Below are 26,236 nucleotides of genomic sequence, written 5' to 3'. Positions count from 1 at the left end.
GATGCCGCTCAGCTGCGACGCCGCGCCGTCGCAGCGGTCAGAAGCCGCCGCCCACGGTCCGGCGGCCACCCGCCGTGCGTCGGCCGGCGGCACCGGACCGGCCGCGGGAGGCGAGGGCCCCGCCGAGCAGCCCGCCCAGCAGGCCGGTGCCGAGGCCGCCCGTGGACCGGGCCGAGGGTCCGAAGCCGCCGCGGTACGCACCGGAGCTGCGCCCGCGCGTCGTGCCCCCGGCGCCGCGGCGCGAGAGCTCACGCAGCGCCAGACCGCCGAGCGTGCCCAGGAGGGCACCGCCCAGGCCGCTGGACCGGCGTCCCTGAGAGCGGGCCTGCCGGCCGAAGCCGGGGGACCGGCCGATGTGCGCACCGATGGTGGGTCGGCTGGAGCGGCGGCCACCGCCGCCGAGAGTGCGGGTGAGGCTGGAGAGGATGCCCATGGTGTCCTCCTCGGACGTCGTGCCGGCCACTCGTGCGTGGCCGGTCGGGTGCGCCTCAACCTAGGCGCCGACCCCCGCACGGTGTCCAGACCGGGCCTCCTCATGCATCGAGGCGGGATATCCACCCCACGGCCGCCCGCGGCAGCCGGATGGGGTCGATATCCCGCCTCGAAACGCGCGGGCGGGGGCGTCAGTCCTGGAGCGGGGAGGTCTTCGGCTCGTCCCTCCAGAGGGCCACGTTCCGCGCCTCGGGCAGGTCGGAGATGTGGAAGCCCGGATTCATGCCCGCCTTGAGCTTGCGCTCGTAGTCCCGGAGCAGCTTCACGGCCAGCCCGCCCAGCGGGATGATCGCCACGAGGTTGATGGTCGCCATGAGGGCCGCGAACGTGTCCGCGAGGTTCCACACCAGCGCCACGGAGCCGAGCGCGCCGCCGACCACGCACACCAGCACGAGCACGCGGAACACGGTGATGGCCGGGCCCGCGTGGCGGCCGGCCAGGTACCGGATGTTGGCCTCGCCGTAGTAGGTGTTGCCCAGCACGGAGGACCAGGCCAGGAAGAAGATGATGACGGTCAGCGCCGGGCCGGCCCACGCGCCCACGGCCTGCTGGAGCGCACCCTGGGTCACCTGCATGCCGATCGCCTCCCCGCGTCCGTAGGCCGGGTTGGAGAGCAGGATGACGAACGCGGTGGCCGAGCACACGATCAGGGTGTCGAAGTAGACGCCCAGGGACTGCACGAAGCCCTGCTTGGCCGGGTGGGAGACGGCCGCGGTGGCGGCGGCGTTCGGGGCGGAGCCCATGCCGGCCTCGTTGGAGAACATGCCGCGGCGCACGCCCTGCATCACCATCGTCATGCCGACGGCGGCGCCCGCGACCTCGCGCAGGCCGAACGCGTGGCCCACGATCAGCGCGATCATGCCCGGGACCTCGGTGATGTTGACGACCATCACGATCAGGGCCAGGAAGATGTAGAACGTGGCCATCACGGGGACCAGCACGTTGGTCACGGCCGAGAGCCGGCGCACGCCGCCGAAGATCACGAGGCCGGTGAGGGCGGCCAGGCCCAGGCCCACGATCCACGCGGTGGTGGAGGACGCGCCCCAGTTGGCCTGCACGGACTCGGAGATCGAGTTGGACTGCACGGCGTTGAACACGAAGCCGTAGGTCACGGTGATGGCGACGGCGAACACGGCCGCCAGCCACTTCGCGCCCAGGCCGTCGCGGATGTAGTACGCGGGGCCGCCGAAGTAGCCGTCCGAGCCCTTCTGCTTGTACAGCTGGGCCAGCGTGGACTCGACGAACGCGGTGGCGCCGCCGATGATCGCCAGCAGCCACATCCAGAACACGGCGCCCGGGCCGCCGATCACGATCGCGATCGCCACGCCGGCCACGTTGCCGGTGCCCACGCGCGAGGCCGCCGAGATGGTGAAGGCGCGGAACGGGCTCACGCCGTCGTTCTCGAACCCGGTCTGGGACTTGGCCGTCACCGACCGCAGCATCTCCGGGAGCATGCGCACCTGCACGCCCACGGTCCGGATGGTGAACCACACCCCGGCCACGAAGAGCAGCGCCATCACGACGTACCAGTACTTGTCGTTGAGGGCCGTGATGGCCGCTGTGATCTGTTCCACTGTCGCTTCCACAGCCCCACCCTAGAGGCTGGGGCGGAGGACGGGGAATCGGGGGCCGGGGTCAGCCGGCGGCGTCGTCCTCGACGCGGAGCTGGATCAGCTGCCCCATCCGCTCGGGCAGGTCCCCCTCGGGGGTGCCGACGCTGGCATGGCGGGCGGCGGCCCGGGCGAGGTCGTCGGCGAGTTCGTTGCCGTGCACCCCCACGTGGCCCTTGACCCACGTGGTGTCCACCTGGACGTCCGCGGCCTGCGCCAGGTCGACGGCGGCCAGCAGGCGCCGCAGGGTGCGGCGGATGCGCTCGCCCCGGGCGCCGCCGAGGGTGAGCCGCTCGCGGCGGGCGGCGTTGAGCAGGGCCAGCGCGGCGCGCGAGTCCGAGTGGATGGTGACCCGGCCGCCGGGGGTGCCCGCCCACGCGCAGATCACGTGCCCCAGCACGAGCGCCTCGAGTTCCACCTCGAGCGGCATCGTGGCCCCGGCCACGGCCTGCACGGCCCACATGCTCGGCCCGGCGACGGCGGCCGCCCCGCCGATGCGGGAGCCGCGCAGCACGGAGCCGTCCACGTACACGTCCGTCACGTCAGCCTCGTCCGCGAACGTGAGGCTGTGGGTCACCCCGGGCAGGTTGCGGCGCAGGAAGCGGTCCGTGCGGCGGCGGGAGAGGAAGACGCCGGAGGAGCGGCGCAGCGCGTCCTCCTCCTCCTGGGCGGCCTCGATGGCCTCGAGCGGGATCCGGGCCGCGCCCGTCTGGGCGACCGTCTCCGGGTCCACGTCCGGCAGCAGGTAGCTGGAGCGCTGCGTGCCCACGGGGGACTCGTCGAGCCGGTAGGAGACCACGCGCGTGTCCACGGGGGCGAGGACCTCGAGCAGGGAGAGCAGCTCGGCGTCCCGGTCCGAGCGCAGCCGCACGATCACCGGGCGCTCCGGTGGCAGGTCGACGGTGACGGTGGACCAGAAGGCGCTCAGATGCGCCGTGCCGACCATCCCGGTGTAGACGTGGCCGCGGACGTCGTCGCCGAGCTCGCGCAGCTCGAGCTCGCGGGCCACGTAGACGATGCCCCCCGTCGTCGGGTGCAGGTCCAGGCGGAGGGCGGGGCCGTGGTCCACGCCGGGCAGCATGGCCAGCGGGCTGGCCACCACGCGGACGCCGTCCCGGCGGATCCGGGTGCGCGGCGGGGAGGGGCGGGGGACGACGGGGCCGGTGCGCGTGAGGTCGACGCCGTTCCGGTCCCGCGGGGTGCCCCGAGGCCGGCGGGCACGGACCACGCGCAGCGGGCGGTGCTGCTCCTCCGCCTTGGCGCCCGGGCCACGGAAGTCCCAGCCCACGTCGACGAGCGCCGCGGGGTGTGCGGGCTCGACGTCGTGATGCAGCGTCCGGTCCACGACCGTCCGCGGGTGGTTGATCCGTGCTCCCATGGCTTCGCCGGCTGTGTCGAAGGGGACCGCGCCGGAACTGTGAGCCGGGTCCGGCGGGCCATGCTGGTCCTGCGGCGGTCGGGCGGGATCGCCGTGGACGAAGGGGACGACCCGTCCCGACCTGTTCTGCTCTGGGCGACCTTACCGAGCGCACCTGTGAGGAGGCAGGTCTCCTCTCCTCGGCCTCCCGCGCGGCCGCGTCGGACGAGGCGTCAGAGCGGGTCCGTGCGGTGCCGCTGCACGTCCGGGCCGGTCGGCACGCCGAGCGCCTGCGCCTGCGCGCGCTGCTGCCGCAGGGACACGGTGCCCAGCAGCAGCGCCAGGGCCCGCTCCCCGTCCTCCGGGGTGTCCGCCGCCTCGGTGAGCAGACGGTGCAGGCCGAGGCCGCCCAGCCCGAGCGCGAGGGCGGAGAGCACCACGTCCGCCCCGTCCCGGTGCCGCAGCAGGGCGGCCTCCGCGGCCTCGGCGCGGCCCGCCAGGTCCGTGACGCGGCGGGCGCGCACGGTCTCCTCCGCCTCGGCGACGATCCGGTCCGCCACCCGCGCCAGCAGCGACTGCTTGTCCGGCACGTGCCAGTACAGCGCGGAGGCCTGCACGCCCAGCACCCCGGCCACGCGCCGCATGGACAGGTCGCCCATGCCGAAGTCCTGCAGGATCCCGACGGCGGCGTCCACCACGTCCTGGGCGGTCAGCCGGGGGCGGGGTGCGGGCGGGGTCATGCCTGAGAGGCTACCGCCGGGCCGTCCTCCTCCGCCGCGATGCGTCCCCCCGCACCGAGGCGCACGGTGCGGTCGGCCATCACGGCGGCCTCCGCGAGATCGTGGGTGACGACGACGCCGGTCGTCCCCGCCGCCCGCAGCACCGCCCGGATGTCCTCGGCCAGGCGCCGGCGCAGGTCCGCGTCGAGCGCGGACAGCGGCTCGTCCAGCAGGAGCACCCGCGGGGCCGGGGCCAGCGACCGGGCGAGCGCCACGCGCTGGGCTTGCCCGCCGGAAAGCCGCTGCACGGGCCGGTCCGTGAGCTCGGTCAGGCCCACCAGGTCCAGCAGCTCGGCCACACGTGCCCGCCGCCGGGCCCGGTCCCAGCCGGCGGACTCGAGGCCGTACGCCACGTTCCGGCCCACGGTCCGGTGCGGGAACAGCTGCCCGTCCTGGAACACCATCCCCACGCCCCGGCGGTGCGTCGGCACCGCCGCCACGTCCCGCCCGTCGAGCTCCACTGTGCCCGCCACCACGTCCTCGAGCCCGGCGATCCCGCGCAGGATGGTGGACTTGCCCGAGCCGGAGGCGCCCACGAGCGCCACGATCTCCCCGGCGGCCACGTCCAGGTCCGTCCCCCGCACGGGGGTGGAGCCGTCCGGGTAGCGGATCGCCACGTCCCGCAGCCGGAGGGAGGCCCCCGTCGTCGTCGGCGTCATCACAGACCTCCCGCCCCGGCCGGGCCCCGGGGGCGCAGCCGCTCGCACACCAGCATGATCCCGGCGCTCAGCACGGCCAGCACCGTGGCCGCCGCGAGCGCCATCCCGTAGTTGTCCGCGCCCGGCCGGCCCAGCAGCCGGGCGATCAGCACCGGCAGGGTGGGCGCGGACGGGCTCGCCAGGAAGCTCGTGGCCCCGAACTCGCCCAGGGACACCGCGAACGCGAAGCCCGCGGCCACGCCCACGCCGCGGGCGAGGAACGGGCCGTCCACCGTGGCCAGCACCCGCCACGGGCCCGCCCCGAGGGTGCGTGCGGCCTCCCGCAGCCGCGGGTCCACCGCCGCGAGCACGGGCACGAGCGCCCGCACCGCGAGCGGCAGCGCCACCACCGCCTGGGCCAGCGGCACGAGCACGCCCGAGGCCGCCAGCTCCGGGAACGTGGCCCGCAGGGACACGACGAAGCCGAAGCCCACGGTCACCGCGGACACCCCGAGCGGCAGGAGCAGGGCGCCGTCGAGGGCCCGCTGGGCCGCCAGCGCCGCGCGTGAGCGGAAGGGCCGGGTCAGCAGCAGGGCCAGCGGCACGGCCACCACGAGCGTCACGAGCGTGGCGTCCACGGCCACCCGCAGGGACTGTTCGAGCGCCTGGGCCGGCGTCGACCCGCCCACGAACCCGCTGCCCGCGCTCGTCGCCAGCAGCCGGTAGTTGCCCAGCCCCCAGCCGTGGCGGGTGTGGAAGGAGCGCACCACGAGCGTCAGGATCGGCGCCACCACGAGCGCCACCACCGCGAGCATCACGGCCACCGGGACCGCGTCCGCGCGCGTGAGCCGGGCCGGCGGCGTCTCCCGCAGGCGCAGCGCCCGCTGGGTGCGCGCCGCCGTCACGCCGGAGACCACGACGGCGGCCAGCACCACCGCGAACTGCAGCACGGAGAACACCGCCGCGGTCCGCAGGTCCAGGTAGACGGAGGTCTGCACCCAGATCTCCGACTCGAGCGTGCCGTAGCCGGGCCGGCCGAGCGTCTGGACGATGCCGAACGCGGACGCGCAGAACAGGAACACCAGCGCCGCGCTCGCGGCGATCGCCGGGGCGAGCTGGGGCAGCGTCACGGTGCGGAACGCCCGCCACGGCGAGGCGCCCAGGGTGCGGGCGGCCTCGGTCTGGCGCGGGTCCAGCGCGTTCCACAGCGCGCCCACCTGGCGCACCACCACGGACACGTTGAAGAAGACCATGGCCAGCACGACGGCGGTGGTCGTCTGGTCCAGCCCGGTGAAGCCGAGCGGTCCGCCGGGGGCGAGCAGGGCGCGGAACGCGACGCCGACCACCACCGTGGGCAGCACGAACGGCACGAGCACGAGGGCGCGGAGCACGGCCCGCCCCGGGATGCGACGCCGGTGCAGCACGAACGCGGTCGGCAGGCCGAGCGCCACCGAGACCACCGTGCCGGCGGCGGCCATGCCGAGCGTCTGGCCGAGGATGCGCCACGTGCGCTCGCGGGCGAGGGTCTCCCCGAAGGCGGTGAGGTCCACGGCGCCGGTGAACGCGTCGGCGTCGCCGCCGATCCCGCGCCAGAGCATGGCCGCCACGGGCCACGCGAAGAAGACGAGCAGGAAGGCGACCGGCAGGACGGCGGCCACCAGCCACCACGGGCCGAGCCCGTCCCCCCGGCCGCGGGCCCGCCGGCGCGGCAGGTCCGTGCCGGGGGCCGCGACCTCGGTGAGCGCGGACATCAGCGCCGGGAGGCCTCGGCCAGGGCGGTCCACTCCTTCAGCAGGTCCTCGCGGCGCTCGTCGATGCGGGCGGGGTCCGGGGTGATGGCGTCCTCGACGAGCGGCGCGTTCTGCGCCCACTCCTCGGGCAGCTGCACCGACTCGTCGATCGGGTACATGTACATCGACTCGGGCAGGGCGGACTGGACCTCCTCGGTGAGCATGAAGTCCACGAACGCCTGCGCGCCCTCGGGGTTCTTCGCGCCCTCGAGCACGCCGGCGTACTCGACCTGCGGGGTGCAGGAGTCCTCGATCACCTCGGTCTCGGGGGCGAACGCGGGGGAGGAGGAGTAGGAGAGCACCACCGGGAACCGACCCTTGCCCTCGCCGCCGGAGAAGTCCGAGTTGTAGGCGTCGGACCAGCTGTCGGCGATCTTGCCCCCGTTCTCCATCAGGCCCCGCCACCAGTCCTGCCAGCCGTCGTCGCCGTACTTCTCCGTGGTGGCCGCGAGCAGCGCCAGGCCGGGGGAGGAGGCCACGGGGGAGGTGGCGACCGTCAGCTTCGCGTACTCGGGGTCGTCGAGCTGGTCGATCGAGGTGGGGGCCTCGACGTCGTGGGCCTCGAACCATGCCGGATCCGTGTTGAAGCACACCTGGCCCTGGTCCACCGGGGTCATGCGGTCCTCCACCATCCGGTCCTGTGCGGAGGCGGGCAGGTCCTGCGGGGTGTATTCGGCGACGACGCCCTCGCGGACGAGGCGGTGCGCCGAGTGGTCCTCCACGCCGTAGACGCCGTCCACGGTGGGCTCGTCCTTGGCCAGCAGGAGCTGGTTCACCACGCTGCCGGCGTCGCCGGGGGCCGTGGTCTTCAGGGTGTAGCCGGACTCCTGCTCGAACTTCTGGACGAGCTCCTGGGGCAGGTTGAACGAGTCGTGCGTCATGATCGTCACCGTCGTCGGCTCGCCGCCGCCGGCGCCGGAGGCGGACGACGACGCCCCGTCGCCGGACGAGCCGGACACCGAACAGCCGGTGAGGGCGAGGGCGGCCACTGAGAGGGCGGCGAGGGCGCGGTGCGGGGTGCGGGACATGGCGGTTCTCCTCTGGGACGGCAGAGGGGCCGGGACGAGGCCGCCACCGGAATCCCGGGACGACGTCGACCGGGAGACTCGACTTCCTTCGCCGGTGCGGACCGGAGCAGGTTCGAGGGTCTGCGGCGGACCGCACTCTCAGCGCCGCGCGGGCGCTCCCCTGTCGATGTGGACTGGTCCCGACCCTACCCCGTCCGGCCCGCGCATAGACTGCCCGCGTGAGCGCCGCACAGCCCGCGGGGGTGACCCCGCCGCCCGCCTCGTCCAGCCCCGCCTCCGACTGGGACATCCGCCGCCCCCACCGCATGTGGCCGCGCATGCTGGTGATCGTCCTGACGCTCGCGGGCCTGGTGCTGGTGGTGCAGTTCTTCCAGGGGATCGCCTCCATCGCGGCGCCTGTGTTCCTGGGGCTGAACCTCGTGATCGTGGCCTACCCCCTGCAGGCCTGGCTCATCCGCCGGGGCCTGCACCCCGTGCTCGGGGCCGCCACCACCGTCCTGCTGGTCGTCGCGGTGATGGCCGTGTTCGGGGGCATGATGGTGTGGTCCGGCCTCGAGCTGGTGGCGGAGCTGCCCAAGTACGCGGACCGCTTCCAGCAGATCGTCCTGGACGTCTCGCACTGGCTCAACGAGCGCGGCGTGACCCCGGACATGGTGTCCCAGCAGCTGGCCTCGATCGACATGAGCGCCGTCACCGGGACGGCCGTCAGCGCCATCACGAAGATCGCCACGAACGTCTACGCGGTCTTCGGCCTGCTCGTCACCGTGATCATGGGCATGTTCTTCTTGGCCATGGACTCGATGGACGTCGAACGCCGCGTCCGCCTGCTCAGCACCGCCCGCCACGAGTTCGGCCACGCCCTGGTCGAGTTCGCCCAGGGCGTGCGCCGCTACTGGGTGGTCACCACGGTGTTCGGCCTGATCGTGGCGGTGCTGGACGTGATTGCCCTCATGCTGATCGGCGTGCCGCTCGCGCTCGTGTGGGGCGTGCTCAGCTTCCTCACCAACTACATCCCGAACATCGGCTTCATCATCGGCCTGCTGCCGCCGGCCGTCCTGGGCCTGGCGGCGGGCGGCTGGTCCGACTTCCTGTGGGTGGTGGTCAGCTACTCGGTGCTGAACTTCGTGCTGCAGTCCGTGATCCAGCCCAAGGTGGCCGGCGACGCGATCGGCGTGATCCCCACCGTCAGCTTCCTCTCCCTGCTCTTCTGGGCCTGGGTCCTCGGCCCGCTCGGCGCCATCCTCGCGCTGCCCTGCACGCTGCTGGCCAAGGCCGTGCTGATCGACGCCGACCCGAACGCCCGCTGGATCAACGCGCTCATCGCCTCGGACCTGAAGGGGATGGAGCGCCGTCAGTCCTCGCTCCTGGAACGGCTGCGCCCGGCGGCCTGGCGCTCGGACGCGCACGGGAAGGACGAGGACCGCGCCCCGACGGACGGCGGGGACGACGACGGCCCCGCGACCGACGAGGTCACGGGCGGGGCTGGAGCAGCACCAGGTCGTTGAGCGCGCCGGCCAGCCGCAGCAGCGGCGGGGCGGGGAACGACAGCTGGGGCAGCCCCGGGTGCAGTGCCGCGCACGCGGCGGCCGCGGCCTCCTCGCCCGCGGCGTCCTCGAACGCCGGCCGCAGCACCGCAGCGCCCAGCGGCAGCGTGTCCAGGAGGGAGCGGGGGCCCCGCTCGGCCGGGTCGTACTCGGCGGGCTGCGCCGCCCCGGTCACCGTGCGCACGCGCAGGGGCCGGCCGGCGGCGTCGTCGGCGCCCTGCAGGAAGCGCAGCGCCGCCGCGGCGTACGGGTGCTCGGGGTGGAACCGGTCGCCGCGCCAGTGCACGGCGGCCTCGCCGTCGCCCTGCAGGCGCACCCACGAGGCCAGGTGACCGGGCCCGCCCCACGGCCCGGTGTCCGGCCGCGGTGCCGGCGGCACCCACAGCACCCGGGTGATCCCCAGCAGGGCGGCGAACTCGGCGGCCACCTGGCCGGGGGTCCACGCGCCGTTGATCCGCCCGTCCAGCACGGGGTCCGCGGCCACCACGGCCGTCCCCTCGCCGTCGGTCACCCAGGCCCCGCGCGGGGCGCACAGCAGGGGCGTGAGCAGCGGCAGTCCCGCCGCCTCCGCCACGGCCGTCGCGGCCACGCCGTCGAGCGGTCCGGTCCCGGTCAGTCCCGCGGCGCTGCGCCAGGCGACGGCGGCCAGGCCCTCGGGGCGGCGGATGAAGCTCGGCCCGGTGCGGCCCAGCAGCGGTGAGCCCACGGGCGCGCGCAGCAGGTCCACCTCCGGGGGCACCAGCCGCGCCGCCCCGGCGTCGCGCGGGTGGGCGAGCACGGTGACCGGCAGCACGGCGGCGAGCGTCTCGGCCAGGCCCACGACGGCGTCCCGCGTCTCGTCCAGCAGCGTCGGCACCGGGTGGCGGTGGGGCAGGACGAGCCAGGCCCGCTCGGGCGGATCCTCGGGTCCGGGCACGGGCACGACGACGTCCCGGCGCTCCCGCGCGTCGGTGGGGACGGGGTCGGCGGCGGCCATGGCGGACGGGCTCCTGGGAAGACGGCGGCGACGCGCGGGCGCGCGGCGAGGGGATGTCCATCGAGCATAGGCGTCTGACAGGAAGCCGCGGCGGTTTGACCTGTGACCCGGCACACGTGCAGAGTGCGGCCATGACCGCGATGTTCTCCGCCCAGGACCACGACGATCTCGACCGGGTCCTCGGCGCGACCGGCGGGATCCCCGACCCCGCCGACCTGCACGCCCTCGCCGACGACGCCGTCGCGCAGGTGCGGCGTTGGCTCGCCGAGTCCCGCGACCATGAGGCCGACTTCGCGGCCCGCCAGCTGGCGGGCGCCCTGAAGGAGCCGGGCGGCCTCGACTTCATCGTGCGCTTCGTGGACCACGTGGTCCGCCCCGAGGACCCCGCGATCGCCGCCCGGGCGCTGCGGGAGCTCGCCGGTCGCGCCCCCGGCTTCCTGCCCCCGGCACTGCGCGCCGTCCTCGGCGTCGGCGGCCGCGCGGCCCCGCTCGTGCCGCGCATCGCCGTCCCCACGGCCCGCCGCGTGCTGCGGCGCATGGTCTCCCACCTGATCGCCGACGCGCGGGACCGGCAGCTCGGCAAGGCCATCGCGGCCCTGCGCGACGAGCACACCCGGCTGAACATCAACCTGCTGGGCGAGGCGATCCTCGGTCAGGGCGAGGCGGACCGCCGACTCGAGGGCATCGCCGCGCTGATCCGCCGCGACGACGTCGACTACGTGTCCGTCAAGGTCTCCGCCGCCACCGCCCCGCACGCGCCCTACGCGTTCGACGAGGCCGTCGCGGACATCACCGAGCGGCTCACCCCGCTGTTCGAGCTCGCCCGGGACCGGGACACCTTCATCAACCTGGACATGGAGGAGTACCGCGACCTCGACCTCACGCTCAACGTGTTCACCGCCCTGCTCGAGCAGCCGGGCCTGCGCGACTACGAGGCCGGCATCGTGCTGCAGGCCTACCTGCCGGACGCGCTCGCGGCCATGGTGCGCCTGCAGGAGTGGGCCGCGCGCCGCGTCGCCGCCGGCGGCGCCCCGGTCAAGGTGCGCGTGGTCAAGGGCGCCAACCTGCCCATGGAGCGGATGCAGGCCTCCCTCACGGGCTGGCCGCTGGCCACGGTGGGCTCGAAGCAGGAGGCGGACACCAACTACAAGCGCGTGCTCAACTACGCGCTCACCCCGGAGCATCTGGCCCACGTGCGCATCGGCGTGGCCGGGCACAACCTCTTCGACGTCGCCCTCGCCCACCGGCTGATCGAGCACCGCGGCCTCGACCCGGCCGCGGTGGAGTTCGAGATGCTGCTCGGCATGGCCACCGGCCAGGCCGCCGCCGTCCGGGCCGACGTCGGCGCCCTGCTGCTCTACACGCCCGTGGTGCGGCCCGAGGAGTTCGACGTGGCGATCTCCTACCTCGTGCGCCGCCTCGAGGAGGGCGCCTCCCCGGAGAACTTCATGTCCGCCGTGTTCGACCTGGACGCGGACGCGGACCTGTTCGCCCGCGAGGAGGAGCGCTTCCGCGCCTCGCTGCGCCACCTGGACGCGGCCGTGCCCCGTCCGAACCGCCTCCAGGACCGGTCCCGCGGGGAGGACGGGCCGACCCCCGCCCCCGTGGACGGCTTCGCCAACACCCCGGACACGGACCCCGCGCTGCCCGGCAACCGGGAGTGGGCCCGCCGGATCCTCGCGGCCGTCCCGGGCTCGGACCTCGGGACGGACACCGTCCGCGCCCACCGCGCCACCACGGCCGACGACGCCCGCGCCGCCATCGCCGCCACCGCCGACCCCGGCGCCCGCTGGGGCGCGCTCACCGGCCACGAGCGCGCCGACGCGCTGGACGCCGTCGGACGGGCCCTGCACGCCGGCCGGGCCCGCCTGCTGGAGGTGGCCGCCGCCGAGACCGGCAAGACCCTGGACCAGGGCGACCCCGAGGTCTCCGAGGCCGTGGACTTCGCGCACTACTACGCGCGCCTGGCCCGCGGCCTGGACGCGGTGGAGGGCGCTCGCGCCGTGCCCGTCCGCCTGACCCTGGTGATCCCGCCGTGGAACTTCCCCGTGGCCATCCCGGTCGGGGGCGTCCTCGCCGCGCTCGGCGCCGGCTCGCCCGTGGTGTTCAAGCCGGCCCCGCAGTCCGAGCGGACGGGCGCGGTCGCGTGGGAGCTGATCGTGGCCGGGCTGCGGGACTCGGGCCTGTTCGACGACGGCGGCCCGCTCGCCGGGCACGACCCCGCGGACCTCGTGCGCCTGGTGACGCTGGCGGACGAGGACGAGGCGGAGGTCGGCGCGGCGCTCGTGACCGACCCGGCCGTCGAGCGGCTCATCCTCACCGGCAGCTGGGACACCGCACGGCTGTTCAAGGGGATGCGCCCCGACCTGCACCTGCTCGCCGAGACCTCCGGCAAGAACGCCGTGATCGTGACCCCGTCCGCGGATCTGGACCTGGCCACGAAGGACGTGGTCCAGTCCGCGTTCGGTCACGCCGGCCAGAAGTGCTCGGCGTCCTCCCTCGTGGTGCTCGTCGGCTCCGTGGGCACCTCCGAGCGCTTCCACCGGCAGCTGCTGGACGCCGCCTCGTCCCTGCACGTGGCGCACCCCGCGGACCCGCGCGCCGAGATGGGCCCCGTGATCGAGGCCCCCGGCGAGAAGCTGCGCCGCGGGCTCACCGAGCTCGGCCCGGGGGAGCGGTGGGCCCTGCGCCCGCGGCAGCTGGACGAGACGGGTCGCCTGTGGAGCCCGGGCATCCGCTCCGGCGTACGCCCCGGCGCCGACGCCCACCTCACCGAGTACTTCGGCCCCGTGCTGGCCGTGATGACGGCCGAGACGCTCGAGGAGGCCATCGGGATCGTGAACGCCGTGGACTACGGCCTCACCTCCGGGCTGCACTCGCTGGACCGGGAGGAGATCGACGTGTGGCTGCGCGGCGTGCGCGCCGGCAACCTCTACGTGAACCGCGGCATCACCGGGGCCATCGTGCGCCGCCAGCCCTTCGGCGGCTGGAAGCGTTCCGTCGTCGGCCCCACCACGAAGGCCGGCGGGCCGCACTACCTGCACGGCCTCGTGGACTGGGAGGACGCGCCCACGTGGGCCGGGGGAGAGGGGCGGCCCGGGTCCGAGGCCGACGGTGCGGGCGCGTCCTGGCTCGAGACCGCCCGCGCCCTCGACACCCAGGCGTGGACCACCGTGTTCGGGGTGGCCACGGACGTCTCCGCGCTCGAGGCCGAGCGGAACGTGCTGCGTCACGTGCCCACCCCGGTCCTCGTGCGCCGGCACTCGGGGCCCGCCGACCACCTGCTGCGCATCGTCTCCGCCGGCCTGCGCGCCGGGGCGCCCATGACCGTGAGCCTGCGCCCGACCCCCACCGCGGAGGGGCCCGATGCGGACGGACTCTCGGCCGAGGCCGTGCGCGGTCGGGTGGAGGAGCTGGTCCGGTCCGCCCGCACGGAGGGTGCCGGCACGGCCGCGCCGGTGGACGTCGTCGTCGAGGATGACGCCGCGTTCCACGACCGCGCCCGGCGGCTGGCCCTGGTCCCGCCCGCAGCGGAGGGCGGCGGCGACGCACGGATCCGGCTCGTCGCCGACTGGACCGGCGACCGGGAGGCGGCCGAGGCGGCGCGGAGCGCGCTCCACGCGGCGCTCGGCGACACCCCCGACGTGGCGGTCTACGCTGGCCCCGTGGTGAGCGCCGGCGAGGTGGAGCTGCTGCCGTTCCTGCACGAACAGGCCGTGTCCGTGACCGCCCACCGGTTCGGCACGCCGGACCATCTGACCGAGGGGGTCCTGTGACCCCGAGGAGGAACATCCGATGCATCTGATCCCCCGCACGATCTGGGTCGTCGCCCGCGCCCGCCGCCGCCCGCGCGCCGGACTCTGGGAGCCGACGACGCTGCCGATGCGCGCCCTGCCCACGGACGTGGACATGGCCCTGCACGTCAACAACGGCCAGTACTTCGGGCTGTTCGACCTCGGCCGCTTCGACGCGATGGTCCGCACCGGCCTGTGGGACGAGATCCGCCGTCGCGGCTGGACGCCCGTGGTGCAGGCCGAGCAGATTGCGTTCCGCCGCTCGGTGACCCTGGGGCAGCGGTTCGACGTGGAGACGCGGATGATCGGCCTGGATGAGCGCGCGGTGTGGTTCGAGCAGCGCGTGGTGGTCGACGGCGACGTCGCGGTGCGCGCGTACATCTGCACGCGCCTGCGCAAGAAGGACGGCCGCCCCGTGGAGAACGACGAGGTCCGGGCGATCGCGGCGGCGGCCGGCCACGACCTCGCGGGGGAGCCGACGCTGCCGGAGTGGCTGCACGAGTGGCGGCGCAGCGTGGCCCTGCCGTCGGCCCGGACGCCCCTGCCCCACACGTGGGACCTCGACACAGTGCGGCGAGGATGAACGTTCGAGTGATATAGGGCACGATGGTCGGGTGAACAACAGACTCCTGATCGTCGCGACCCTCTCGCTGGCCGCGCTCGTCGTCGTGCTGGTGGCCGCCATCGGCGGCGGCGCGTGGTGGGTGCTGGCGGTGCTCCTGGTGGCGCTGCTCGTGCTCGCCGTGTGGGACATGACCCAGAAGCGGCACGCGATCCTCCGCAACTACCCCGTGCTCGGCCACATGCGGTACCTGCTGGAGTCGATCCGCCCCGAGATCCAGCAGTACTTCATCGAGCGCAACTTCGACGGCAAGCCGTTCGACCGGGACACCCGCTCGATCGTCTACGCCCGTGCGAAGGGACTGGACAGCCACAAGGCGTTCGGCACCGAGCGGGACACCTCGGAGATCGGCTACGAGTTCCTGTTGCACTCCACCGCCCCGGTCAACCCGCCGGAGGAGCCCCCCACGGTGCGGATCGGCGGCCCGGACTGCCGCCAGCCCGTGGACATCTCGCTGATGAACATCTCGTCCATGTCCTTCGGCTCCCTCTCCGCCAACGCCGTGGTCGCCATGAACAAGGGCGCCGGCCTGGGGGGGTTCATCCACGAGACCGGCGAGGGCGGCCTCACCAAGTACCACCGCGGCAACGGCGCGGACCTGTTCTGGGAGATCGGCTCCGGCTACTTCGGCTGCCGCAACGAGGACGGCACCTTCAGCCCGGAGAAGTTCGCCGAGAAGGCGGTGCTGCCCGAGGTCAAGGGCATCACCATCAAGATCTCCCAGGGCGCGAAGCCTGGCCTGGGCGGCATGCTGCCCAAGGAGAAGATCTCCCCCGAGATCGCCGAGGCCCGCGAGATCCCGATGGACAAGGACTGCCTGTCCCCGGCGTCCCACTCCGCGTTCCGCACCCCGCGCGAGATGGTCAAGTTCATCGAGCAGCTCCGTGAGCTCTCGGACGGCAAGCCGATCGGCATCAAGTTCTGCGTGGGCTCCCGCGTGGACGTGCTGGCCATGACCAAGGCCATCTGGGAGGAGCGGATCGCCCCCGACTTCATCATCGTGGACGGCTCCGAGGGCGGCACCGGCGCCGCCCCGCTCGAGTACTCGGACCGCGTGGGCACCCCGCTGACCGAGGGCCTCATGCTCGTGCACAACGCGCTCGTGGGCACCGGCCTGCGCCACATGATCAAGCTCGGCGCGGCCGGCAAGGTCGCCACCGGTTCGGACATCGTCAGGCGTCTGATCCAGGGCGCGGACTTCACCATGTCCGCCCGCGCGATGATGATGGCCACCGGGTGCATCCAGGCGCAGAAGTGCCACACGAACGAGTGCCCCGTGGGGGTGGCCACGCAGGACCCGCGTCTGATGCGCGCCCTCGACGTGGAGGACAAGGGCAACCGCGTCTTCAACTACCACCGCCTGACCGTGCGCGAGGCCGTGCAGATCATGGCGTCCATGGGTCTGACGCATCCGTCCCAGCTGAACACCCGCATGCTGCGCCGACGCGTGGACCACCTGAGCACCCGCTCGTACGCGTCCATCTACCACTGGCTGCGCACGGACGAGCTGCTCAACGACCCGCCTGCCGGCTGGGCCATGGACTGGGAGGAGGCGGACGCGGACCACTTCGGCGAGCACGCCCGCGTGGACTACCTCACCGAGCGCGACCCCGAGTGGCGCTCCGAGCTGCTGATCCCGGGCCGCGAGGCGGCCGGCGCCCCCGTGCAGGGCTCCCCCATCTCCGGGACGGGCTCCACGCTGGTCGACGCCCGGCGGACCGAGTCCGTGCCGCTGACGACGTCGCCGATGCCGCGCGTCAGCTCCCTGGGTGAGGGCGAGTCGCTGTCCCCGCACGGCGGCCGTCGTCGGGCCCCGCAGGACCCGGCACCCGCCGCCACCGCCGGCGAGACGCCCACCGACGAGAACGAGGGCCTGCCGGCGGAGGCCGGCGAGCGGCCCGAGCGCCAGGACGGCGAGGAGGTCACCCAGCGGGGGACCACCGGCCGCGTGGAGGGCGAGCACCGCGGCGAGGGCCGCGTCGGCTGACCCGTCCCCGCAGTCACCCCCGCTTTCGAGGCGGGAAATCCACCTCACACGACGCCCCCGGGCGCCCATGAGAGAGATTTCCCGCCTCGTCGCGTGAGGGGTCGTAGCCTGGGGCCGTGACCCTGCCCGCCCCCGCCGCTCGCCGCCCCTCCGCGGCCCTGCTGTGGGTGCTGCTGGCGGCCATGGGCGCCGGGCCCCTGTTCAACTACGGCGTCTCCGCCTCCTCCACGGTCGTGATGGAGCGGCTCGACGTCACCTCGGGCCAGCTCGGCACCGTGATGACGGTCGTGTTCGCCGCGGCCGCCGTCACCTCCCTCGGCCTCGGCCGGGCCGCCGACCGCCTGTCCGCCCGCGCACAGCTGAGCATCATCTTCGGCGGCACCGCCGCGGCGCTCGTGCTCGGCGCCGTCGCCCCGTCCCTGCCCGTGCTGTACGCGGCGGCCGCCGTCGCGGGCGTCACGCAGGCCATCTCCAACCCCACCACGAACCGGATCATCCGGACCGTGGTGCCGCCGGAGAGGCGCATCGGGTGGGTCGGGGTGAAGCAGTCCGGCGTGCAGGCGGCCCAGCTGGTCGGCGGCCTGTTCTTCCCGGCCGCGTCCCTCGCCCTCGGCTGGACGGGCGCCGCGCTGGGGGCCGCGGTGCTCATCGGGGCGCTCTGGGTGCTCGCGCTGGTCGCCGCCCCGCCGCTGCCCGGGGCGCCGCCGCCGGCCACCGGCCCCGTCGGCGGGCGACGACGGCGGGACACCTCGCCCCTGCCGGCCACGGTCTGGTTCTTCGCGGCGATCGCGTTCCTCACCGGCCTGGGCATGCAGGCCACGAACACCTACCTGCCGCTGTTCGCCGTCGAGACGCTGGGGATGACGCTCGTGGCCGGCGGCGCCGCGGCGGCCGTGTCCGGGGTGATCGGGGTGCTCTCCCGGATCGGGTGGAGTCGGCGGATGAGCTCCGGAGACCGGCCCACCACCCTGCTGGCCGTGATCTGCCTGGGTGCCGTGGCCGGCGTCGTGGTGTTCCTCGCCGCGGACCTGCTGGACCTGCCGGCCCTGTTGTGGGTGGGCGCCGCGGTGCACGGCTTGACGGTGCTGGGCGCCAACGTGGTGGCCAACGCGGGCCTGCTGAGCGAGGTGCCGGCCGAGCGGCTCGGCCGTGCGACCGGGGCGAACTCGATGGGCATGTACGCCGGCTTCGCCCTAGGCCCACTGCTGATGGGCGTGCTGCGCGACGTCACGGGCGACTACCGGGCCGGCTTCGCGGTCGTCGCGCTCGGGTATCTGCTGGCCCTGGGCGTGGTGCTGCTGTTGCGTCGCCACGTGGGTCGGCGGGGCGCGGCCTGACGCGCAGGGCCAGGACGAGGCCCACCCCGGAGGACCGCGCCTCAGCGACATCACCGCAGTGCTGCCCCGCGGCGATGTCGCAGCGCCGCGGTCGAACGGGCGTACGGCGGAGTGCGGCGCAGTGCGCGGCGGGGCGTGGACGCCTGACACACGACGACGCCCCCGGTCCGTGCGGACCGGGGGCGTCGTCAGACGTGCGTCAGGCGAAGATCAGAGCTTCGTCACGTTGGCGGCCTGGAGGCCCTTGGGGCCGTCCTGGGTCTCGAACTCGACGCGGTCGTTCTCCTGGAGCTCCTTGAAGCCGTTGCCCTGGATGGCGGAGAAGTGCACGAACACGTCCGCGGAGTTGTCCTCGGGGGCGATGAAGCCGTAGCCCTTCTCAGCGTTGAACCACTTGACAGTACCGACAGCCATGATGGTGTCCTTTCGATGTGCCCCCGCGGTGCGGTGGCGGTGTTGGACCGCGGCCCGGATGTGGGACGCGGGTGAAGCGGCGAGACTGAACCGCTTGCCCAACACTCATCGACGCCGGCGATGCCGGGCTGACGAGCAGTGAAGATGGCGGGATACAGCTTGATCAACTTCAGGCTCCATCATTGCACGGATCACGCCGACCGGGAACCAGGGGCCCGATTGTTCACCTGGAGTTCGCTCAGAGCGCGCGCAGGCCGTGGAAGAGGTTGCGGTGCAGGGCGGCCGGGGGAGCGGCGTCCGTGTGATCCGCGAAGGCCGTCACCTCCAGCAGCACCACCGTGTGGTCGCCCGCCGGGACCTCGGCGTGCACCCGCGTCTCGAGCCAGAGCGAGGAGCCCCCGATCAGCAGGGCGTCATGCGGGCTGCGGTGCACGTCCAGACCGGCGAAGCGGTCGCCCTCGCGGGAGGCCAGCTGACGGCACAGCGGCGTCTGGTCCGCCGCGAGCAGGGAGACGCCGATCGCCCCGGCCCGGCGCAGGCGCGGCCAGGTGCGGGAGCTGTTCTGTGCGGAGAAGGACACGAGGGCCGGCTCCCAGGAGATGCCCACGCCGAAGGACGAGGACACCATCACCTCGGGGACGTCGTCGGCGAGGCCCGCCAGCGCGACGACCCCAGTGGGGAATGCCGAGAGGCCGGAGCGGAGGTTGCCGAGGGACAGGTCGGTGTCCCACGCGGCGGTGTGGGGTTCGTGGGTCAGGGTCATGGCGCGCGTCCTCTTCCGATGACTGACGCGGCTCCGCAGACGGCGGGAACGCGGATCGCCCGGATCCGCGGAGGCGCGGTACTTGCCCGTCGGGGTGTCCGAGGGGCCGAATCATCACCTGGAGCACCCCACTACTGCGTGAGAGGGTTGCCGTCCCGCCGGCCAGGGCCGTGAATGACGGGAACTCGTGATTCTGGGGATCAGCCTACGGAGGGGTCCGTGGGGTGGTCAAAGCGCGGCGGTCGCGCGGCGTCATCCGAGCTGCCCGATGTGATGCTTGACACACCGCGCATCGCCAGCCAGGATCAAGCCACTCGAGAGGGGGGCTCGAGACCGCAGCCCGCGGCCCCGCAATCGGTTCTCTGAGAGGGATCGGATCATGCGGATGGACATCGAGAAGAAGCGTGCGGCATTGTCGGCCGCCGTGGTCGTCGCGGCTCTCCTCGGTCTCGCCATCTCGGGATGCTCCGCTTCCCCGGGCAGCGTCTCCTCCACCGCGAAGGCATCCACCGCTGCGGCGTCCTCCGTCACCGTGACGTCAGCGGCCCCCTCGGCAACCCGGTCGGCCTCCGCCACCGGTTCGTCCGCGTCGTCACCCGCCGGTGAAGAAGCACTCCCCGCCGCGCTGTTCGAGGAGGACGGGATGACGTTGGTCGAGTACACGCGCCGGCATCCGGATGCGGGCCATCTCGACCCGGAGAAGGAGTCCGTCCTGGAGGAGGCGGTCGGGACGGGCACACAGCAGATCACCGTGGACGCTCAACAGGGTGCAGTCCTTCGGGTCATCGTGCTGTGTCCTTCGGATGCCACCGGTGAGACGGAGATCCTGACCTCACGGGGTGGCGGGGGAACGAAGACCTGGATGGCCGGATCGGAGGCGCTGTGCGGCGGCTGGTCGGCGGCGACTCCCCCCGTGGATGAGGCGGGGCCGATGACGTTCACCGTCACGGTGGACAACGACAAGCCGTTCCGGATGGTGCTGACCGCACCCTCCGCATGAGGCCGCCATCACGACGGCGGATGACGGCGCGGGGAGGACTGAGACGCTCAGCGTCGGTCGCGGCCGCGCAGCGCGTCCAGCTGCCGGCGGTCCCGTTTGGTGGGCCGGCCCGCGCCCCGCTCGCGGTACGGCACCGCGAGCAGCTCACGCGGCACGGGCGGCGGGGAGTGGTCCACGTACTGCTGCCGGGCCACGGGGGCGCCCACCCGCTTGGCGATCAGCCCCGTGACCTCCAGGATCCGCTCGCGTCCGTCCTGGCGCACCCGCACCCGGTTCCCGACGACGACGGGCGTCGCCGCCTTCACGGGCTCGCCGTCGATGCGCACGTGGCCTGCGCGCACGGCCGCCGTGGCCGCCGACCTGGTCTTGTACAGCCGCACGGCCCACAGCCACGCGTCGATGCGGACGCCGCTCACGCCCGCCCCCTCACGCAAAGCGGGCGCGGATCGCGGCGCCGTGCGCGGGCAGGCGCTCGTCCTCGGCCAGCACGCCGATCCCGTCCGCGACCTCCTTGAGCCCGGTCTCCGTGTAGCGGATGCGCTGCTGCAGGCGCAGGAACGTCACCGTGTTCAGACCTGAGGAGTGCCGGGCCGTCCCGGAGGTGGGGAGCACATGGTTGGACCCGGCCGAGTAGTCGCCCAGCGGCACGGGGGCGTACGGGCCCACGAACACGGCGCCAGCGTTGCGGATGCGCCCCACGAGGGCCTCGGGGTCGCGCGTCTGGATCTCGAGGTGCTCGGTGGCGTAGCGGTCGGAGACCTCCACGGCCTGGTCCATGTCCCGCACCAGCAGCACGCCGGACTGGGGGCCGGTGAGGGCCTCGCGGATCTGATCCTCGTGGAACGCCCCGGGCACCTGCGCCTCGATCGCCGCCAGCACGTCCCGGAGCAGGTCCTCGGAGTCCGTGATGAGCACGGAGGCGGCCAGCGGGTCGTGCTCGGACTGGCTGATCAGGTCCGCGGCCACCCAGTCGGCGCGGGCGGTGCCGTCCGCGATCACGGCGATCTCGCTCGGCCCGGCCTCGGCGTCCACGCCGATCACGCCCTGCAGGGCGCGCTTCGCGGCGGCCACGTACACGTTGCCGGGCCCCGTCACCAGGTCGACGGGCGCGCAGAGCCACCCGCCGTCGTCGTCCTGGACGCCGTGCGCCAGCATGGCCACGGCCTGGGCGCCGCCGGCCGCGTAGACCTCGTCCACGCCCAGCAGCGCGCACGCGGCGAGCACGGTGGGGTGGGGCAGGCCGCCGTGGTCCCGCTGCGGGGGCGAGGTCACCGCGAGGCTCCCCACGCCGGCGGCCTGCGCGGGCACCACGTTCATCACCACCGAGGAGGGGTACACGGCGCGGCCGCCGGGCACGTACAGGCCCACGCGGCCCACGGGGATCCAGTGGTTCTCCACGACGGCGCCCTCGCCGAGCTCGACCGTGGAGTCCTGGGGGTGCTGGGCGTCGTGCACGAGCCGGGCCCGGCGGATCGACTCCTCCAGGGCGGCGCGCACCCGCGGGTCGAGCCCGGCCAGGGCGGCCTCGAGCGCCTCCGCGGGCACGCGCAGGGCCGGCGGGCGGACGCCGTCGAACCGCTCAGCCAGCTCCAGCAGGGTCTGCTCGCCGCCGTGGCGGACCTGCTCGAGGATCGGGGCGACCACCGGCACCACGGAGGACACGTCCACGTTCGCCCGCGGGATGATGCGGGACAGGTCCGCGGTGGCGGTGTCGAGCGGGCGCAGGTCGGTGACGGAGAGCACGGATTCCTCCAGAGGGGCGGTGGCGGGCCGGCGGGACGGGGCACGACGACGGCCGGGCCCGGACCGCGCGGACGGTCAGGCTCCATTGTGCTCTTCTCCGGGGTGCGTCCGGGGGCGGGTGTCAGACTGTCGTCATGGTCCTCCCCGTCCTGCCCGCCCTCGCGACCCCGCCCCTGCTGACCGCCCTGGACCGCCTCCTGGCGGGCGAGACCGTGCCGTCCGGGGTGGAGGGGGACATCCAGGACGGGGCGGCCGCCACCACCCGGGCCTTCGGCGTGGAATGGGGGACGCTGCTGACCGTGCTGATGGCGTTCGCGATCGGCGCGGCGGTCGTGTACCTGGCCCTGCAGGTGGCGCGCGTCGTGCTCGTGCGCCGCCCCGCGTTCCAGCACGGCGCCGCCCGGCTGAGCCTGCCGGCCGCCGTCGCCGCCGGCCTGCTGGCCTCCCGGATCTGGCTCGGGGTCATGGCCGAGGAGCAGACCTGGTACCGGCCGGCGTCGTTCCTCTTGCTCATCGCCGTGGCCGCGGCGGGCGCGTGGGCCGCGTGGCGCCTGGTCGGCGTGATCGAGAAGGGGATCCTCGGCCGCTACCAGGAGACCAGCGTCGAGCACCGCCGCGAGCGACGCATCCGGACGCAGACCATCCTGATCCGGCGCATCCTCAACGCGGTGATCGTGGTGGTGGCCGTCGCCGTGGTCCTGCTGGGGGTGCCCGAGGTGCGCTCGCTCGGGGCCGGCCTGCTCGCCTCCGCCGGTGTGATCTCGGTGATCGCCGGCCTGGCCGTGCAGTCCACGCTGACCAACGTGTTCGCCGGCTTCCAGCTCGCCTTCACGGACGCGATCCGGGTGGGCGACGTGGTGGACATGGAGGGCGTGTTCGGCACCGTCGAGGAGATCACCCTGTCCAACGTGGTGCTCAAGCTCTGGGACGGCCGCCGCATGGTCTACCCGTCCTCGCACTTCACCACCCAGCCGTTCGAGAACTGGACGCGGGTGGGCGCCGAGGTCTCCGGCGTCGTGGAGCTGGACGTGGACTGGCGCGTGCCCATGGATGCGCTGCGCGCACGACTCACCCAGCTGCTCGAGTCCACGGACCTGTGGGACGGGCGCGAGCACGCGCTGCAGGTGACCGACGCGACCGGCGGCGTCGTGCGCATCCGCGCCGTGGTCTCCGCCCGCAACTCCGGCGACCTCTGGGACCTGCGCTGCCTCGTGCGCGAGGACCTCGTGGCCTTCCTGCGCCACGAGCACCCCGAGGGCATCGTGGTGCAGCGCATGGTGGACCGGCACCCCGCCCACGACGACGCGGCGCCCGCCTCCGAGGGCTCCGACGCGGCGGCCCGCGGTGGCGACCGGACGGGCGAGCCGGGCCCGGACGGCTCCGGGGTGGCGGCCCGCGAGCCGCGCCCGCGCACCGCGCCGCTGCCGCGCGTCGACGGCGCCGATCCGCGCCCGGACACCCTCACCACACCGCTGACCCGCGTGGGCGACCACTCCGGCCTGTACACCGGCTCGATGACGGCGGTGCAGCGCAACCGCGAACTCGCCGGCCCGGGCGAGGAGGCGTTCGCCGAGCGGCGCGCGCAGCAGGCCAAGCAGGCGGCGGAGGCCGCGGCGGCGGACGAGGCCGGGCGGCGCAGCGGCACCGGCTCCCAGGCGGCCGGCCCCCTCGACGACGCCGTCACGCGCCGCCGTCAGGACGACGAGGACTGAGGCCCGGCGGGAGCGCTCAGCGCTCGAGCGTCGGGTCCCCGGGATCGACGGGCGTGAGCCGACGCCGCTCGGCCATCGGCTCGGACGCGGGCAGGCCGTGGGTGGCCGGGTCCGTCTCGGCGACGTGGCTCACGGCCTCGGGCGTGTGGTCCCCGTACTGCCGGTACTCCTTCACGCACAGCACGGGCTGATCGATCTCCTGCAGCAGCTCGTCCGAGACCGATCCCATGACGAACCGGCCGAAGCCGCCGCGGCGGCGCACGCCGATGACCACGATGGACGGGTCCAGCTCCGCGGCCACGTCCTTCATCTCCTCCACCGTGGACCGGCCGCGTGCGTACTGGCGGAACTCGGCCGTCACGCCGGAGGCGTCCAACCGGGCCTGCACGCCGCGCTGCTGCTCCTCCGTGACGAGGGACTTGGTGCGGTGCTCGCCGCCGGGGCCCGCATTGACCACCACCACGTGCTCGCCGGTGGAGCGGGCGATGTCCAGGGCGGTGTCCAGAGCGGCGTCCGCGGACTTCGAGGGGGCGTAGCCGACGAGGATGGTCATGGGGTGCCTCCGCGGGGTCGAGGGGACGGATCTGAGGTCAGCGTAGTGCGGGCCGGGCCCGCGGCGGAGGGGCTCAGCCCTCGCGCAGGTGGCGCAGGTGCGCGGCCACCGTCTGGACGGCCACGCGGGCCACGGTGCCGGTGAGGCCGGGGTAGATGCGCGGGGCCAGGTCCTCGGGCGTGATCGTCGCCGCCTCGGTCTCGGGCAACGCGGCCAGGGCGGCGCGGATCTGCTCCAGGCGGCCCTCGCGGTGGTGCCGGTAGTCGCGGGCGACGACGTCCAGCGGCTCCGGCACGGGCCCGTGCGCGGGCAGCACCGTGAGCGGGCCCGCCGCCTCGAGGCGGCGCAGGCTGGCCAGATAGTCGGTGAGGGTGCCGTCCGGGTGGTCGAGCATGGTGGTGCCCGAGCCGAGGATGGTGTCGCCCGTGATGACCGCGCCGTGCGCGCCCGCGTCCGGGACGGCGAACGAGTAGGAGTCCGAGGTGTGGCCCGGGGTGTGCCAGGCCAGCACCGGGGTGCCGGCGACGTCGATCCGCTCGTCCGGCGTCAGGACGGCCGCCCCGCCGCGGCACCAGTCCGGGTCCGCGGCGCGCACGGGCGCGCCCGTGGCCGAGTGGAACGCGTCCACCCCGCCGGTGTGGTCGGCGTGCCGGTGCGTCACCAGGATGAGCGCGATCCGGCGCCCCTCGGCCGCCGCACGCACGCGCTCGAGGTGGGCGGCGACGTCGTCCTCCGGGCCCGGGTCCACCACGACGGCCGCGTCCGAGTCCGGTGCGGCGACCACGTACGTGTTGGTGCCGGCGAGGGTCATCGGGGAGGGGTTCTGGGCGGTCACGCAGCGCACCAGCGGGGCGGGCGTGGGGCCGGGCGTGGCGGTGGTCGTCGTCATAGGCTCGAGTGTATGGAGAACCAGCAGACCGGCCAGGCCGCGGACCGCGGCACCATCGACACGCGCGAGGGGTTCACGGGCAACTACGTGCAGTCCGGGGCGGAGTTCACGCGGGACACGAACTACATCGCGGACCGGATCGTGGCGGATCCGGAGGCCGTGCGGGCCCTGCCCGTGGCCGAGCCGTCCACGGTCGGCCGCGTGGGCGGCGGGCTCACCGAGGGGGCCGAGGCGTGGCCCGTCGAGGCGGGCCGCTACCGGCTCGTGGCGGCGCGGGCGTGCCCGTGGGCGAACCGGACGATCATCGTGCGGCGCCTGCTCGGCCTGGAGGACGCGATCTCGCTGGGCACCCCGGGGCCGACCCACGACGAGCGGTCCTGGACCTTCGACCTCGACGAGGGCGGGAAGGACCCTGTGCTCGGCACCGAGCGGATCCAGGAGAACTACTTCACGCGGTTCCCCGACTATCCGCGGGGCATCACGGTGCCGGCGATCGTGGACGTGCCGACGGGCGGCGTCGTGACCAACGACTACCCGCAGATCACCCTCGACCTCTCGACGGAGTGGACCGCGTTCCACCGCGACGGCGCCCCGCAGCTGATCCCCGACGCCGGGCCGGAGCGGGACGAGATGTTCGAGGTGATCGAGCGCGTGTTCACCGAGGTGAACAACGGCGTGTACCGGTGCGGCTTCGCGGGCTCGCAGGAGGCGTACGACGCCGCGTACGAGCGGCTGTGGACCGCGATGGACTGGCTCGAGGAGCGCCTGACGACGCGCCGCTTCCTGATGGGGGAGCGGATCACCGAGGCCGACGTGCGGCTGTTCACCACGCTGGTGCGGTTCGACCCCGTGTACCACGGGCACTTCAAGTGCAACCGGAACAAGCTGACCGAGATGCCGGCGCTGTGGGGCTACGCGCGCGACCTGTTCCAGACCCCGGGCTTCGGCGACACGATCGACTTCGTGCAGATCAAGGAGCACTACTACGTGGTGCACGAGGACATCAACCCGACGGGCATCGTGCCCGCGGGCCCGGAGCTGGCGAGCTGGCTGAGCGAGCACGGGCGTGAGGCGTTCGGCGGGGACCCGTGGGGTGGCGGCACCGCGCCCGGGCCCGTGCGCGAGGGCGAGCGCGTGGACCCGGAGCACACGCCGCTGCGGTGAGGCCGCTCGGCCCGGTCCGCAACGCGGGTTGAGTTGTCGCGGGT

The 26,236-nt window shown here is 74.2% G+C and carries 22 protein-coding genes and 2 riboswitches; of the genes, 8 read left to right on the top strand and 14 right to left on the bottom strand.

Annotated elements, in window-relative coordinates; translation table 11 throughout:
* Positions 1–37 precede the first annotated feature (37 nt).
* The 7 genes from ACZ1IK_RS01675 to ACZ1IK_RS01645 form a co-directional block, all read right to left on the bottom strand.
* Positions 38–433, bottom strand: coding sequence for a hypothetical protein (locus tag ACZ1IK_RS01675; RefSeq protein ID WP_063188917.1), 396 nt, complete (start codon positions 431–433; stop codon positions 38–40).
* Positions 434–623: 190 nt separating this feature from the next.
* Positions 624–2,066, bottom strand: coding sequence for an alanine/glycine:cation symporter family protein (locus ACZ1IK_RS01670; RefSeq protein ID WP_036317627.1), 1,443 nt, complete (start codon positions 2,064–2,066; stop codon positions 624–626).
* A 61-nt stretch (positions 2,067–2,127) separates the two neighbouring features.
* Positions 2,128–3,480, bottom strand: coding sequence for an RNase H family protein (locus ACZ1IK_RS01665; RefSeq protein WP_113913859.1), 1,353 nt, complete (start codon positions 3,478–3,480; stop codon positions 2,128–2,130).
* A gap of 212 nt (positions 3,481–3,692) precedes the next feature.
* The gene (locus tag ACZ1IK_RS01660) at positions 3,693–4,199 is read right to left on the bottom strand and encodes a TetR family transcriptional regulator (protein WP_002857997.1); all 507 of its coding nucleotides are present in this window, start codon (positions 4,197–4,199) and stop codon (positions 3,693–3,695) included.
* A complete protein-coding gene (locus ACZ1IK_RS01655; protein WP_036316162.1) occupies positions 4,196–4,897 on the bottom strand; it encodes an ABC transporter ATP-binding protein in 702 nt (233 codons plus the stop codon). Before ACZ1IK_RS01655 ends, ACZ1IK_RS01660 begins: the two co-directional genes overlap by 4 nt.
* Complete coding sequence (locus tag ACZ1IK_RS01650; RefSeq protein WP_113913858.1) at positions 4,897–6,627, bottom strand: ABC transporter permease; 1,731 nt, start codon at positions 6,625–6,627, stop codon at positions 4,897–4,899. The genes ACZ1IK_RS01655 and ACZ1IK_RS01650 overlap by 1 nt, the downstream gene beginning before the upstream one ends.
* Positions 6,627–7,694, bottom strand: a complete 1,068-nt coding sequence (locus ACZ1IK_RS01645) for a thiamine ABC transporter substrate-binding protein (protein ID WP_041102657.1) — start codon at positions 7,692–7,694, stop codon at positions 6,627–6,629. The genes ACZ1IK_RS01650 and ACZ1IK_RS01645 overlap by 1 nt, the downstream gene beginning before the upstream one ends.
* Positions 7,695–7,760: 66 nt before the next feature.
* Positions 7,761–7,866: riboswitch (TPP riboswitch) on the bottom strand.
* 46 nt (positions 7,867–7,912) lie between these two features.
* Between ACZ1IK_RS01645 and ACZ1IK_RS01640 the strand changes: the two genes are divergently transcribed.
* Positions 7,913–9,199, top strand: a complete 1,287-nt coding sequence (locus tag ACZ1IK_RS01640) for an AI-2E family transporter (protein WP_078025500.1) — start codon at positions 7,913–7,915, stop codon at positions 9,197–9,199.
* On the opposite strand, the gene ACZ1IK_RS01635 is transcribed toward ACZ1IK_RS01640, so the two are convergent.
* Positions 9,165–10,214 carry an agmatine deiminase family protein gene (locus ACZ1IK_RS01635; RefSeq protein WP_465098247.1) on the bottom strand — a complete coding sequence of 350 codons (1,050 nt, stop codon included), beginning with the start codon at positions 10,212–10,214 and terminating at the stop codon, positions 9,165–9,167. The genes ACZ1IK_RS01640 and ACZ1IK_RS01635 overlap by 35 nt on opposite strands.
* Positions 10,215–10,345: 131 nt before the next feature.
* Here ACZ1IK_RS01635 and ACZ1IK_RS01630 point away from each other — a divergent pair, with 131 nt between their 5' ends.
* From ACZ1IK_RS01630 to ACZ1IK_RS01615, 4 genes are all read left to right on the top strand, one after another.
* Entirely contained in the window at positions 10,346–13,990 is a 3,645-nt protein-coding gene (locus tag ACZ1IK_RS01630) for a bifunctional proline dehydrogenase/L-glutamate gamma-semialdehyde dehydrogenase (protein WP_465098246.1), read from the top strand.
* Between the two features lie 19 nt (positions 13,991–14,009).
* Positions 14,010–14,591 (top strand): acyl-CoA thioesterase, encoded by a 582-nt coding sequence (locus ACZ1IK_RS01625; protein ID WP_036316171.1) that lies wholly within the window; start codon positions 14,010–14,012, stop codon positions 14,589–14,591.
* A 31-nt stretch (positions 14,592–14,622) separates the two neighbouring features.
* Entirely contained in the window at positions 14,623–16,617 is a 1,995-nt protein-coding gene (locus ACZ1IK_RS01620; protein WP_465098245.1) for an FMN-binding glutamate synthase family protein, read from the top strand.
* Between the two features lie 116 nt (positions 16,618–16,733).
* On the top strand, positions 16,734–17,954 hold the full coding sequence (locus ACZ1IK_RS01615) for an MFS transporter (RefSeq protein ID WP_465098244.1): 1,221 nt from the start codon (positions 16,734–16,736) through the stop codon (positions 17,952–17,954).
* A 210-nt stretch (positions 17,955–18,164) separates the two neighbouring features.
* Here ACZ1IK_RS01615 and ACZ1IK_RS01610 read toward each other — a convergent pair whose 3' ends face one another.
* Together ACZ1IK_RS01610 and ACZ1IK_RS01605 are read right to left on the bottom strand one after the other, a co-directional pair.
* Positions 18,165–18,368: a cold-shock protein gene (locus tag ACZ1IK_RS01610; protein WP_010080175.1), complete on the bottom strand. Its 204-nt coding sequence runs from the start codon at positions 18,366–18,368 to the stop codon at positions 18,165–18,167.
* Positions 18,369–18,606: 238 nt separating this feature from the next.
* Positions 18,607–19,131 (bottom strand): flavin reductase family protein, encoded by a 525-nt coding sequence (locus ACZ1IK_RS01605; protein WP_078025502.1) that lies wholly within the window; start codon positions 19,129–19,131, stop codon positions 18,607–18,609.
* Positions 19,132–19,204: 73 nt separating this feature from the next.
* A riboswitch (SAM riboswitch) is annotated at positions 19,205–19,324 on the bottom strand.
* A gap of 192 nt (positions 19,325–19,516) precedes the next feature.
* On the opposite strand from ACZ1IK_RS01605, the gene ACZ1IK_RS01600 reads away from it, so the two are divergent.
* Positions 19,517–20,131, top strand: coding sequence for a hypothetical protein (locus tag ACZ1IK_RS01600; RefSeq protein ID WP_230259746.1), 615 nt, complete (start codon positions 19,517–19,519; stop codon positions 20,129–20,131).
* Between the two features lie 47 nt (positions 20,132–20,178).
* On the opposite strand, the gene ACZ1IK_RS01595 is transcribed toward ACZ1IK_RS01600, so the two are convergent.
* Together ACZ1IK_RS01595 and hisD are read right to left on the bottom strand one after the other, a co-directional pair.
* The gene (locus tag ACZ1IK_RS01595; RefSeq protein ID WP_002855797.1) at positions 20,179–20,547 is read right to left on the bottom strand and encodes an RNA-binding S4 domain-containing protein; all 369 of its coding nucleotides are present in this window, start codon (positions 20,545–20,547) and stop codon (positions 20,179–20,181) included.
* Between the two features lie 10 nt (positions 20,548–20,557).
* Positions 20,558–21,874, bottom strand: coding sequence for a histidinol dehydrogenase (gene hisD, locus ACZ1IK_RS01590; protein WP_465098243.1), 1,317 nt, complete (start codon positions 21,872–21,874; stop codon positions 20,558–20,560).
* A 134-nt stretch (positions 21,875–22,008) separates the two neighbouring features.
* Between hisD and ACZ1IK_RS01585 the strand changes: the two genes are divergently transcribed.
* Positions 22,009–23,586, top strand: a complete 1,578-nt coding sequence (locus ACZ1IK_RS01585; RefSeq protein ID WP_465098242.1) for a mechanosensitive ion channel family protein — start codon at positions 22,009–22,011, stop codon at positions 23,584–23,586.
* 16 nt (positions 23,587–23,602) lie between these two features.
* Here ACZ1IK_RS01585 and ACZ1IK_RS01580 read toward each other — a convergent pair whose 3' ends face one another.
* On the bottom strand, positions 23,603–24,139 hold the full coding sequence (locus ACZ1IK_RS01580; RefSeq protein WP_036338766.1) for a universal stress protein: 537 nt from the start codon (positions 24,137–24,139) through the stop codon (positions 23,603–23,605).
* A 73-nt stretch (positions 24,140–24,212) separates the two neighbouring features.
* Entirely contained in the window at positions 24,213–25,028 is an 816-nt protein-coding gene (locus tag ACZ1IK_RS01575) for an MBL fold metallo-hydrolase (protein WP_465098241.1), read from the bottom strand.
* Positions 25,029–25,040: 12 nt separating this feature from the next.
* Between ACZ1IK_RS01575 and ACZ1IK_RS01570 the strand changes: the two genes are divergently transcribed.
* Positions 25,041–26,192, top strand: a complete 1,152-nt coding sequence (locus tag ACZ1IK_RS01570; RefSeq protein ID WP_465098240.1) for a glutathione S-transferase family protein — start codon at positions 25,041–25,043, stop codon at positions 26,190–26,192.
* The last annotated feature ends 44 nt before the right edge of the window (positions 26,193–26,236 follow it).

This window comes from Micrococcus sp. CS26 (genome assembly GCF_055522295.1).
The sequence above is the reverse complement of the archived record's forward strand: the minus strand, read 5'-3'. Positions and strand labels throughout refer to the sequence as shown.